We start from the raw sequence: 12,034 nt of genomic DNA, 5'->3' as shown, positions 1-12,034 counted from the left end.
TTTTATTCATATGAAAAAGTATATATATGGAGCTGCATTGTGTATGACAGCACTGGTACAGGCACAGGATAAATGCCAGAATGTAAGAATCAATCAGCTGCAGATTTTGGGAACTCACAATTCTTATGCCCAGCCGGCAGATCCAAAAGTACTGGATCTGGTAGCTCCTATCATCAACGGAATGATGCAAAAATACAGCAGCATGATGTCTGAGGAGCAAAAAGCAAAATTTAAAGAGTATCATCCTTACGGAATGGATATGAAAGAGGGATTAAACTATAATCATCCTGACTTCACAGAGCAGCTCAACGCCAATCTGAGAGGTCTGGAAATAGATGTTTATTATGATCCTGAAGGCAGCAGATTCAGCCATCCGGCAACGTATGAAGTATTAAAAGCCAAAGGAATCACTGATCTGGCTCCATTCAATACCAAAGGACTCAATAAGCCGGGATTCAAAGTACTTCATATGGCAGATATAGATTTCAGAACGCACTATCCTACTTTAAAAGATGCGCTTACAACTCTTAAAACATGGTCTGATCAACATCCGGAACACACTCCAGTCTTCATGATGATTGAAGCTAAGGATTCCGGTTTTCCTATTCTTGAAAACAGTACAAAAGTACTCCCTTTTGATAAAAAAGTTTATGATGAGCTGGATGAAGAAATTGTACACTATCTGGGAAGGGATAAAATCATCACCCCAAAAGAAGTTCAGGGTAAATACAAGACCCTTAAAGAAGCTGTAACCCACAACAACTGGCCAAAGCTTAATGACAGTAAAGGGAAATTCATTTTCATGCTGCTTCCCGGTAGTGCAGGAACCTTATCTTCTAAAAACAATCCCTATCTCATTGATGGATCATTAAAGGAAAGAGTGATGTTTTTGAACAGTGAACCTGATGATTCTTTTGCCGGATTTATATTGAGAGATAACGCAATCGTGAGACAGAAAGAAATACAAAATCTGGTAAAACAAGGTTATATGGTAAGAACACGATCTGACATTGAAACTTATGAAGCTAAAACTAATGATTTTACAAGATCTAAGGCTGCTTTCAGCAGTGGTGCCCAGGTTATTTCAACTGATTTTTTCCGATCCGGAAACACCTATGGAACGCCTTATTTTGTACAACCTCCTCAGGGGAAAGATTATCTTAATAATCCTTTAAACTCTCCGTGTAAATAAATAGTAAAGATCTATTTATAAATTTTTTCTTTCTAAGTATAAATAAAAAAAGTCTTCTATTTCTAGAAGACTTTTTGCGATCCGGACGGGACTCGAACCCGCGACCTCCGCCGTGACAGGGCGGCATTCTAACCAGCTGAACTACCGGATCAATTAAAAAGCGTTGTTTTTAACTGGTGCAAATATATAGCTTTTTTTAGCTTTTCCAAAGAAACCTATTCCTTTTCTTTCAAAGCTTTTGTAAGGTTCAGATTGTCAAATACAAAAAAAATAAAATATCCTACTTTAAAAGCTTTTTAAAAGATTATTCTTCAAAATTCAGGTAGTTTTAGCATTAAAAAATGATTGAACAAATACCTACTTACACTTATGTACAAAATTCTTTTTACTGATCATTTATTCTGTCTGTTCGATAACTTCAACAAATTTTTTGCACAAAATAGATTTATCGTAAACCGTTTCAGCCAATTTCCTTGCATTCTGCCCCATTTCATTTACCACATCAGGATTGTCTTTCAGATAAAGTACTTTTTGTACAAGTTCTTCCGGACGGTTTGGGTTTACATAATATCCGCAATGGTATTTTTCAGCTATATCTTTCGTCCATCCGGCAGAATTTACAATAATCGGTTTTCCTGCAGACAACGAATCGAAAAGTTTGTTGGGAGAGTTGGTATACAAAATCGGGAGATCCAAAAAGGAAATCACAGAAACATCCGAAAAATTGACAATCTCAGATACGTCACTCATAGGGAACTTTCCGAGAAATTTCACATTTTTAAGATTGTTTTTTTCTACTTCCTCTACCAAATCATTTTCGGTAGAACCACCTCCTACAAACAAAAATTCTATATCTTCTCTATTTTTTAATAATTTGGCGGATTCAATAATTGAATGAGCTCCATTTGCTAATCCCAGAGACCCAAAATGAACTATTTTGAAGGAATCTTTTTTTAAGCCTAGCTTTTCCATCAATTGATCGTTTTTTCCTCTTGGCCAGAATTCATCCATTTTAGCCATATTAGGAATCATTGATGTTTTTTCTTTGGGAATATATTTTACAACTCCAGCCTGCATACCGGGAGAAAGTGCAATAACACGGGAAGCATTTTTATAAATCGTTTTTTCCAGCAGACGAGTCGTTTTTATTGTCCAACTATTTTTTATGGCGCCCATCTGTATGGGTACCTCCGGCCACAGATCCCTTACTTCAAAAACAAAAGGTTTATTTTTAAACCACTTCAATATAAGTGCCGGAATACCTATTGTAAGAGGAGTAGATGTAGCAATCACCAAATCGATATCTTTCTGTTTCAATCCTAGCACAGACGATTTGTACATAAATTTCAAGAAAGCCTTTAACCTTCTGGAAACACTCATATTCTGGTCGTAGTCTTCTTTTATATAAACGACTTCAATACCATCAACTTGTACAACTTTAATATCCTCTGAAAATTTGGATGATGAGGTGAGCATGGTGACTTTATGCCCGTTTTTAATAAGTTCCTGTGCCAGCCAATATGACCTTGTTCCTCCAGGTTCCTGAGGAGTTACAAAATATTGGTGGATATATAATATATTCATTATTTTTTATGTATATAATTGTTGGTATACTTCAGCTATTTTCTTCCAGTCATGATTTTCTAACAATTGTTCAATATCAAAACTATAATGATTCCCTTTTTGGATTAAACGTTCAAGCCCTCGTTCGATTGCAGAAACAGAAGTATCTTCCACTTTTTCCCCGATAGAATCATCATAAAAACCGTCGATTCCTTCATTTTGCGTGTACATGACCGGTAAACCCTGCAGAAGCGCTTCTATATAGACCAAGCCAAAGGTTTCCGCTTTGGAAGGCATTGTAAAGAAGTCGCTCCGTTCATAGTAGGATTTTAAAACGGGCAGGCTGTCTACTTTTCCTACAAACTCAAAGGAATGATCGTTTTTAATAGAATCCAGGATTCTTTTCTCATCATTTCCACCTCCTCCAATCAGTGTTAATTTTATCCTATCCTGAATTTTGTGATTATGATTCTTAACAGCATTAATAAGGTTGAAGACATTTTTCCCCTTATTAAATTTCCCTATATAAAGCAACCGAATGCTTTTTTCATTCTCTACAGTTTTCCTTTTCTCAACTCTTGATTCTATCCAGTAAGGATCTACACCATTTGGGATCACCATTACTTTTTGCTGTAGATCGTTCAGGATATGAGACAGGCGGGGATCTTCCAACATTCTTTTTTTATAGACTGCCGAAATGGTTATGATCTTATCTGCATTCTGAAGTATTTTTTTACCATAGCCTCTTTCGTGCAGAAAATATTTCAAAAACACATTAAGATCCGTATTCCGTACGGCCAATATGTAGGGGATATTATATTTTTTATGAAGCTCATATGCTACTCCACCATCGCTGTACCATGTGTGAGCATGAATAAATCTGACAGTCTTGAGGTCTATTTTTGCTTCAATGTCCTGTACTATTTTTTTAATTTTTTTCTTATACAAAACCCTATCTGCATATTTTGATAAAATATGGCTGTAGATAATCTGAGAGCGGGTATTTTTAAAATCTATTTTATTTTTCCCTATTCTGGAAACTTCCCGAAATGGATTATATACAATCTGCTCTACCCCGTTATTATCCAGTTCCCTCACTAAATTTTTATAAACTGTAGATCCTGAGTAATCGTTTGTAATGTGAAGTATCATTATGGATAAATTGAATTAAACTGCAGCTCTAAAGCAGAATTGCTAATTTTATTACTGTAATTGGTAAGGTTTTTTTCGATTAATGGATATAAACTTGCATCAAAATAGATAAGTTTCATCCAGCCATCGGATATTTTCCATCCTGTATTCTGTACACTTGGATCTGTAGTGCCATCTACATTATCTGCAATACTATCTCCTTTAAGAATCTTAAGCTTCAAGGTATTGCAGAGGTAACTGAAATTAAAGTCAGCCCAATTGGCATTTCCCAATTCTTTTGCTTTTATTAAATATAATACGACGTGATTTCCATGCGATACATCCTGTACAACCGGTTTATAATTTTTAATTTTCTGTAACGCCTTACAAAAAGTATCCGGATAGGTACTGTTCCACGTATAATACAAAACGCTACCTGTGCCTTTATTTAAAACCAATGCTTTTTTCAGCTGCTGATCAAACTGATTTACAAATGTGGCATATGAATTTTTATTGGATTGGTCATACTTCATCAGATATAACGCAACAACAGCCCAATTTGCTCCTGTGTGAAGTCTCTGATGAAACAATAATGAATAATCTCCATATTGGCTGAAGCTTCTCGCTTTCCATTTATCGAAGGAGTATTTTAAACCACTTTCTATCGCCGGCTGATAATTTGTATACAGTTTATTCTTGGTTAATATATCCAAAAACTCACCGATGTATCTGAAAAAATAGCCTTCTGAAATTAAATGTTCCTTTCCGTTCTCTTTTGCATTCTGGTTGCCTTTTCCTGCATTCATCACCCAACCATTTTTTTGGTATGACGTATTTGAATTGGTATCAATCAGAATGGGTTTTATGACAGAAATATTAGTATCAATGTATTTTTTATCTTTTGTCTTAAGATACATATTGTTATTTGCATTAATAAAATATCCTAATGCCATGAAATCGTAAGTATTTTTACTCACCGATGACAGTTCCATTTTCTGCACACCAAAACTTTTGGATGCCTGCATATCTGCATTATATCTGCTTACTCTGTTTTGCTGAGCAAAAGAAAAGCTAAATAATAATAACGCACTAAGCTTTATAAAATCACTTAAATATTTCATAATTATTTATATTATAATTTTGAATCAGATTCTGTAACTGCTTATCATTACCTCCATCTGCCACGTTTTCCTGGCTTAATTTAAAGAGGGAATTTTTATTTTCAATGGGAATTAAGTTTGAAAAATAACTGGATTTCACGGTCTTTGTCTTATTTAATTGAGCCATCATATTCAGCCAGACATCATCTGCCATAAAACATAAACTAACAAAGGCATCTTTGTTTACAACTTCTTCACTAAAAAAATTAGTCTTATACAAAGTTCCTCCCCCACTTGTGTGAAATAGATCAAATGCCGGTCCAAAATTTCCGAAGACTTTTTTCCATTCAGAATATTTGCTTATAGTATTATCATCATTTCTCACGATTTTATGCGCTCTGTGACAACAAATTGTATCAGGAAATTTTTCATGCAAATCCATTAAATCTTTAATGATATTGGATGGATAAAAAATATCATCATCTATTGTTATGATAACATCGTTTTGATATTCCTTAAAGGCATAATAATATTTTTTATGAGACCTGAGATCTTCCTCTACAAATTTTATTTCTAACTGTTTCTTTTCATAGTATCCCAGCAAATTATCCGGTATATCTTTTAACCCATTCGGAAATTGATCTTTTGCTAAATACAGTACAATTTTATTGGGAAGCAGACTTTGTCGTAACATACATTCTATAACCATCCATAATTTGGATATTCTTCCTGGAAATGTTGTGAGTGATACGATAATATTTTCCTTATCACCTAATGGCAACCTTGAATCTTTTTTTGTAAGATTAAGATATAGTGGTAATGTCAGATTGCTTAGCTTTCTAATAATAAACCGAAATAATGATTCGATCTTATTTTCTTTAGATCTTAATGAAGAATAAACCCTATCTAAAAAATCAATTATCATTTTATACTTTTATTTTTGATCATGCTACTTTGTTTAGCAACAACATTATTAACACCTAACCCAATAAACAACAACAACAAATACATGTTCAAATTCGCTAACCCTTTAAAATTTAAAACAATAATCCAAGATAATACGATTAAACAAAATGCTTTGAAGATCCACGAAGGGCTTTTTTTTGACAGTAAATAACATAAGTATGCCTGATATATCATATAGAGTACAGTGAAGATTATCCCAAAATAGAAAATCATTCGAACATATCCTATATCTGATCCCATATAATATGAACCATTTGGGTTTTGCATCCTTCCATCTCCAATGACCCATGTTTTTAATGTCTTTGGAAATTTATACATACTTATAGACCCTTCAGTTGAAGAACTTGTAAGTTCTCCACTTTTTTGATAATTAATAAATAATTCAAAAACAAAATTAAAAACCCTATCAATACGCTCTTGATTTCCTATTGAAATCATTATTGAATATATTACCATTGTTAATACAAGAATTGATGGGATAACCTTATATATAAGTCTAAGGGTATTTCGGGGATCAATCAAAAGGTATAAAACTAATCCCAAGCAAATAGCAACGAAAAAAGTTCTTCCTGTCATCAATCCGGCAATTATGATTAACACAAAGGATATTATATAAATTGTTTTTCTTTTATATAAATCAGTTTTTAAATAGGGAAGAATAATAGCTATGAAAAAAGCAACAGCATATTTTATTACACCCGTAAAAAAAGCACTTCCAACACCTATTAATCTTTTTTCAACCTGTCCTAATCTACTTGTTAAACCCTGACTTGCATTTTGAGATAACAAAGAAGTGTAGGCATCAAATATAGATGGTACGAAAAAGAAAACCAAAGAAATAATAGCCTGTAACGCTGCAAGGATAACAATTGAATCTAATAAATTATTAACAATTTTATTCTTATTAATTTTATATAAAATATAAATGATAAGATAAGCTGGAAAAAAATACAAAAAGATATCTAAATGATCTTTAAAATAGTAAAGATCAAGTGAACTATAGTTCCAGTTCTGAACAATTAGTATTACAATTAAAATTAATAATGAAGCAAAATAAAATGAGCTGAGATTTTTAATCTTAAAAACTAATTTTCTGTATGGAATATCCATAAAAATAAATCCTAACCCCAATACTTGAATAATTCTATCGGTTGGGATAGGGAAAAATTTCATATATATAGGATATATATAGCAAAATAATATTATATATAAGAATATTTTATACTTCATTTATTTTACTGAATAATTTTTGGATTTTTTCTAATATGATTTAAGATTATAGTTTTCTTAAGAGAATTAGGTATTCTATTATTAAAAAAATCGTGTGTTATGAAATAAAACAGACTGGAAACACTATAATTATCTAACGATAGATAATAACAAATCATAAAATTTGTAAGTTGATTTCTAAATAATAATTCACTTCTATCTTGAAAAACTTTTAATTCTTTGATTTCGTTAATTGTTATTTTAGAGGGAATTTTATAATTTCCTTTAGTATTTTTATTAATAAAAAACGCTATATGATCTTTTATTATTCTACTTTTATTTGTTCTCTGTAATTGCTTTTTATTACTAGTAATTTGATTATCTGTTATTCTATATTTTAATAATATATCTTCAAGATTACCAATCTTTCCTATCTTAATAATAGTATTCCACAACTCATAATCCTGAGTCACTAAAAAGTCCTCATTATAGCGAACTCCCATTTCAAAAAAAACCTCTCTCCTAATGATAGCAGTAGGATGTGGTAATGGAGGATAGAGTGGACTGGGAATAACAAATTTTTCCAAAATTTTTATCGAATCCGTCTCTATTTTTAGGAGTTCACTTGTATTACCAAATTTTTCTATGCTACCGCCTGAAGCTAAAATGTCTTTATTTGAGTTCATAAAGGCTATTTGCTTTTCAAACCTATCTTTAACAGAAATATCATCAGCATCCATTCTGATAATATACTGACCGGTAGACATGCTGATCGCTTTGTTTAGTGACTTTGTTAAGCCTATATTGGATTCATTAATGATGAAAATAACTCTGTTATCACTTTCACAAATTGAATGTATATATTCTTTTAATTCAATATTATCCGGTTTATCTAATACTATTAAAAACTCAAAGTCTTTAAAAGTCTGATGAATAATGGATTCGATTGATTCCTTAACCCAATCAATATTTTCATTATAAACAGACATTATTACACTTGCACTAACCATACTATTTTTTTTCAATCTTTTTTGCAGGCACTCCTGCTACTATAGAATTCTCTTCTACATCAGTAAGAACTAACGAACCCGCACCGATGATGGCATTGTTTCCAATTGTCACATTACCTATTATTATACTATTAGGATATATCGTTACATTATCACCTAAGGTTGGATATTTACTGGTCTTATAGTTTGCCGTATCTTTAGATCCAATGGTAACATTTTGATATATTGTACAATTATTTCCTAAAACAACTTTCTGGCCTATTACAATTCCTATTGGGTGAGGAAAGTTTGTTTTTTGTTTTTTTATATACTTAAGACCTACTGTAATGTGATTATTAACAAAAATTCTTACATTATTAAGGCAAAATATACTGTAAAATAAGTTGTACACATATTGGTACAGTTTTATCAAATTTCTATATAACTTCTTCATATTAAATTAGTTTTTCTTTTTTACAGATAATATATCTATATAAAGTATCAACAAAAAACGATAATAAATAAACACCAACAAACACATATATGTTGAAGTCTACTTTTAGAATAGTTTTAAGTAATAAGTAAACTAGAATATATATGAAACTTGATATGATCATACTATAAAGTACATGTCTGTCATATCCATATACATTCAAACAATTTCTTCCTAACATTGTTCCGATGGAATATATAGGAACCATCACACTCATTAAAATCAAAACAGGATATGCATTTTTTATTTGATTATTTGAAAGAAGATCAATGGCCATATTTCCAAAAGCTATATATAAAAGAGTCATGGCTATAGATATTACTGTAACGAATTTTAAAAGCTTTAAAAAGAATTTTTTATTTTTTTCCTTCGCTAGCTTTGGAAAAACCGTTTGACTAATTAAATCTATTACAGTATTTGCTATATTTAACAACTTTGAAATTAAATCAAATACAGCAACCTCATTAAAGCTAAGAACATTCTTAATTAAAATAAGATTTAAATTTGATTTCAAAGAATTAGAGCCAAGTGCCAATCCCATGATATAGGAACTTTTTATATGATAAATAGTCTCTCTAAATGAGGGCTTTATTAATCTTATTCCATCTTTATAAAGAATATAAAGGGAACAAATAATTCCAACGAGTGAACCTGCCAAATTTATTATAGGAAAAAGTACATAGTCATTTTTTGATTTGATAAAAATAAAAATACAAATAAAGAAAATCACCCTGCTGACAAGAGTAATCATCGTTATATATTTCATTTTTTCAACTCCCTGAAAATAATATATTGGAAAAAAAACTTCAAATAATCCCAGCCATAATAAAGTATATAAAAATAAAGAAAAGTGCTGATGAATATCATTTATATATATGCTCAACAAATACAAGATTAAGAGCGAAATAACAAAAAATAAAACTTTAGCGAAGTAAGTAGCTGATATTATCTCTGATATTCTTGATAAGTTATCTCTATTTTGGGAAATTTCTCTAGTTGTTGTAATACTGAATCCGAAATTTACGAAAATAACAAAATATCCAACAACCGCCTGAGAATATATTAATAATCCATAGTTACTTTGACCTAAGGTTTTCAATAAATAAGGATAAGTAAAAAGCGGTAAAAACAATGTTACAATTTTGATAATTGATAAATAAGAAAAATTCTTTACCAATTTTTCGTTGTTTTTAATTATGCTGATTAGCTTATTCATTTGTATACTCACTAAACCATTCAACAAATTTTGAAACGCCTGTTTCTATAGGTACAATACACTTATATCCTAATTCATTCAACTCAGTAGTGTCTGCCCAGGTTCTTACAACGTCTCCCGCCTGCATTGGCATCATTTTTTTATTTGCTTTTAATCCTAAAGAATTTTCCATGCACTCAATAAAATATAATAATGATACAGGAGATCCATTTCCAATATTGAATAATTGATAAAAATTACCTTTATCAGAAGGGTGGTTAAGAGTAACAATGATTCCTTCTACAATATCATCGATATAGGTAAAATCTCTGCTCATTTCGCCATTATTGAAAACCTTTATTTCTCTATTATTGGTCATAGCATCAGCAAACAGCATGGGTGCCATATCTGGTCTTCCCCAAGGTCCATATACTGTAAAAAATCGCAAACCAGAGGTTGGAAGTTTATATAGGTGACTATAAGTATGTGCCATTAATTCATTTGCTTTTTTAGTTGCAGCATACAAACTTACCGGCTGATCCACTTGGTCGTTTTCACCAAACGGAATTTTATCGTTTTCACCATATACAGATGAACTTGATGCATATACCAGATGTTTAATTTTGTTGTGTCGGCAGCATTCTAATACATTTACAAAACCTACCAAATTACTGTCAACATAAGCCATCGGGTTTTCTAAGCTGTATCTAACGCCTGCCTGAGCAGCCAAATTAATTACATAGTCAAAATTTTGTACTTTAAAAAGATTCGGCAAATTTTCTCTATCCTCTAAATTCAAACGTATAAAACTAAATTTAGAAAGTGTAAAGGATTCAACTAAATTATTTTCCTTTTCGGCTTCTGATCGATGTATACCTAATTCTTTTAAACGATCATATTTCAGGTTTATATCATAATAATCATTGATATTATCCAGACCTACAACGACATAGCCAAGATTTAAAAGTTTTTCACATAAATGAAAACCAATAAATCCAGCACAACCTGTTATTAATATTTTTTCCATTAGTTATTTCCAAATAAATCTCTAGTATACACTTTACTTTGGACATCCGATAGTTCAGTAGTGTTACGGTTAGATATAATTACGTCACACTCTTCCTTAAATTTCGCTAAATCTTTTACCACTTTGGAACCGAAAAAATATTCTTCCTTAAGAGCCGGTTCAAACACTTCAACTTCAACGCCTTTAGCTTTAATCCTTTTCATTACACCTTGTATAGCAGATGCTCTGAAGTTGTCTGAACCTGATTTCATGATCAGACGGAAAACGCCTACTTTTTTTGGTTTTTTGGCAAGTACAGAATCTGCTATAAAGTCTTTACGGGTTCTGTTTGCATCTACAATTGCCTGAATAATATTATTAGGAACAGCGTTATAATTTGCCAAAAGCTGTTTGGTATCTTTAGGCAGACAATATCCTCCGTAGCCAAAAGACGGATTATTATAATGTGAACCAATTCTTGGATCCAGACCAACACCTTCTACAATCTGGCGGGTATCCAGTTCATGGATCTGTGCATAGCTGTCTAATTCGTTGAAATAAGCCACACGCAATGCTAAGTAGGTATTTGAAAACAATTTAATTGCCTCTGCTTCTGTAGGATTTGTAAATAAAACCGGAATATCCTTTTTTATGGCACCTTCTTTCAGTAATTCTGCAAAAATTTTTGCGCGCTCACTCTGTTCCCCCACAATAATTCGGGAAGGATATAAATTATCATACAAGGCTTTGCCTTCTCTTAAAAATTCAGGAGAAAACACCACATTATTTACATTGAGTCTGCTTTTTAACTCTACAGTATACCCCACCGGAACTGTAGATTTAATAATAATTACAGCTTCGGAATTATATTCTGCAATTTCATTTATTACCTTTTCAACACTGCTTGTGTCGAAGTAATTTGTTGTAGGATCATAATCTGTGGGCGTGGCAACAATAATATATTCAGCTTTATCATAAGCTTCCTTTCTATCTAAAGTAGCTTTAAAATTAAGTGGTTTCGTACTTAAAAATGTACTGATCTCTTCATCCTCAATAGGGGATTTTTTAGAATTAAGCAATTCTACTCTTTCCTGAACAATATCTAAAGCCACAACTTCATTATGCTGGGCCAATAAGACGGCATTAGACAAACCTACATATCCTGTTCCTACTACTGCTATTTTCATTTT

Annotated in this window: 11 protein-coding genes and 1 tRNA gene; 1 reads left to right on the top strand and 11 read right to left on the bottom strand. The window is 31.7% G+C overall.

Going from position 1 to position 12,034, the window contains the following annotated elements:
* Positions 1-10: 10 nt before the first annotated feature.
* Positions 11-1,192: a phosphatidylinositol-specific phospholipase C domain-containing protein gene (locus tag CQ022_RS18865; protein ID WP_105683845.1), complete on the top strand. Its 1,182-nt coding sequence runs from the start codon at positions 11-13 to the stop codon at positions 1,190-1,192.
* A gap of 77 nt (positions 1,193-1,269) precedes the next feature.
* Here CQ022_RS18865 and CQ022_RS18860 read toward each other — a convergent pair.
* The 11 genes from CQ022_RS18860 to CQ022_RS18810 form a co-directional block, all read right to left on the bottom strand.
* Positions 1,270-1,343 (bottom strand) — tRNA-Asp (locus CQ022_RS18860).
* A gap of 245 nt (positions 1,344-1,588) precedes the next feature.
* Positions 1,589-2,776, bottom strand: coding sequence for a glycosyltransferase family 4 protein (locus CQ022_RS18855; RefSeq protein ID WP_105683844.1), 1,188 nt, complete (start codon positions 2,774-2,776; stop codon positions 1,589-1,591).
* A gap of 6 nt (positions 2,777-2,782) precedes the next feature.
* A complete protein-coding gene (locus CQ022_RS18850) occupies positions 2,783-3,907 on the bottom strand; it encodes a glycosyltransferase (protein WP_228421788.1) in 1,125 nt (374 codons plus the stop codon).
* Entirely contained in the window at positions 3,907-5,007 is a 1,101-nt protein-coding gene (locus CQ022_RS18845; RefSeq protein ID WP_105683842.1) for a hypothetical protein, read from the bottom strand. The genes CQ022_RS18850 and CQ022_RS18845 overlap by 1 nt, the downstream gene beginning before the upstream one ends.
* Positions 4,991-5,911, bottom strand: coding sequence for a glycosyltransferase (locus CQ022_RS18840; protein WP_105683841.1), 921 nt, complete (start codon positions 5,909-5,911; stop codon positions 4,991-4,993). Before CQ022_RS18840 ends, CQ022_RS18845 begins: the two co-directional genes overlap by 17 nt.
* On the bottom strand, positions 5,908-7,125 hold the full coding sequence (locus tag CQ022_RS18835; protein WP_105683840.1) for a hypothetical protein: 1,218 nt from the start codon (positions 7,123-7,125) through the stop codon (positions 5,908-5,910). Before CQ022_RS18835 ends, CQ022_RS18840 begins: the two co-directional genes overlap by 4 nt.
* A gap of 62 nt (positions 7,126-7,187) precedes the next feature.
* Positions 7,188-8,186 carry a glycosyltransferase gene (locus CQ022_RS18830; RefSeq protein WP_105720534.1) on the bottom strand — a complete coding sequence of 333 codons (999 nt, stop codon included), beginning with the start codon at positions 8,184-8,186 and terminating at the stop codon, positions 7,188-7,190.
* Positions 8,173-8,604, bottom strand: coding sequence for a serine O-acetyltransferase (locus tag CQ022_RS23315; protein ID WP_062676395.1), 432 nt, complete (start codon positions 8,602-8,604; stop codon positions 8,173-8,175). Before CQ022_RS23315 ends, CQ022_RS18830 begins: the two co-directional genes overlap by 14 nt.
* A 1-nt stretch (position 8,605) precedes the next feature.
* Positions 8,606-9,859 (bottom strand): oligosaccharide flippase family protein, encoded by a 1,254-nt coding sequence (locus tag CQ022_RS18820; RefSeq protein WP_105683838.1) that lies wholly within the window; start codon positions 9,857-9,859, stop codon positions 8,606-8,608.
* Positions 9,852-10,865 carry an NAD-dependent epimerase gene (locus tag CQ022_RS18815; protein WP_105683837.1) on the bottom strand — a complete coding sequence of 338 codons (1,014 nt, stop codon included), beginning with the start codon at positions 10,863-10,865 and terminating at the stop codon, positions 9,852-9,854. The genes CQ022_RS18820 and CQ022_RS18815 overlap by 8 nt, the downstream gene beginning before the upstream one ends.
* Positions 10,865-12,031, bottom strand: a complete 1,167-nt coding sequence (locus CQ022_RS18810) for a nucleotide sugar dehydrogenase (protein WP_105683836.1) — start codon at positions 12,029-12,031, stop codon at positions 10,865-10,867. The genes CQ022_RS18815 and CQ022_RS18810 overlap by 1 nt, the downstream gene beginning before the upstream one ends.
* Positions 12,032-12,034 lie beyond the last annotated feature (3 nt).

It is taken from the genome of Chryseobacterium culicis (genome assembly GCF_002979755.1).
GTDB classification, from domain to species: domain Bacteria; phylum Bacteroidota; class Bacteroidia; order Flavobacteriales; family Weeksellaceae; genus Chryseobacterium; species Chryseobacterium culicis_A.
Note: the sequence above shows the minus strand (reverse complement) of the source record. Positions and strands in the feature narration are given on the sequence as shown.

Excerpts from the sequence above, each read along its gene's own strand:
- CQ022_RS18865 (WP_105683845.1), top strand. The coding sequence starts at position 11 with ATGAAAAAGTATATATATGGAGCTGCATTGTGTATGACAGCACTGGTA.
- CQ022_RS18845 (WP_105683842.1), bottom strand. The coding sequence starts at position 5,007 with ATGAAATATTTAAGTGATTTTATAAAGCTTAGTGCGTTATTATTATTT.
- CQ022_RS18850 (WP_228421788.1), bottom strand. The coding sequence starts at position 3,907 with ATGATACTTCACATTACAAACGATTACTCAGGATCTACAGTTTATAAA.
- CQ022_RS18855 (WP_105683844.1), bottom strand. The coding sequence starts at position 2,776 with ATGAATATATTATATATCCACCAATATTTTGTAACTCCTCAGGAACCT.
- CQ022_RS23315 (WP_062676395.1), bottom strand. The coding sequence starts at position 8,604 with ATGAAGAAGTTATATAGAAATTTGATAAAACTGTACCAATATGTGTAC.
- CQ022_RS18820 (WP_105683838.1), bottom strand. The coding sequence starts at position 9,859 with ATGAATAAGCTAATCAGCATAATTAAAAACAACGAAAAATTGGTAAAG.
- CQ022_RS18815 (WP_105683837.1), bottom strand. The coding sequence starts at position 10,865 with ATGGAAAAAATATTAATAACAGGTTGTGCTGGATTTATTGGTTTTCAT.
- CQ022_RS18835 (WP_105683840.1), bottom strand. The coding sequence starts at position 7,125 with ATGAAATTTTTCCCTATCCCAACCGATAGAATTATTCAAGTATTGGGG.
- CQ022_RS18840 (WP_105683841.1), bottom strand. The coding sequence starts at position 5,911 with ATGATAATTGATTTTTTAGATAGGGTTTATTCTTCATTAAGATCTAAA.
- CQ022_RS18810 (WP_105683836.1), bottom strand. The coding sequence starts at position 12,031 with ATGAAAATAGCAGTAGTAGGAACAGGATATGTAGGTTTGTCTAATGCC.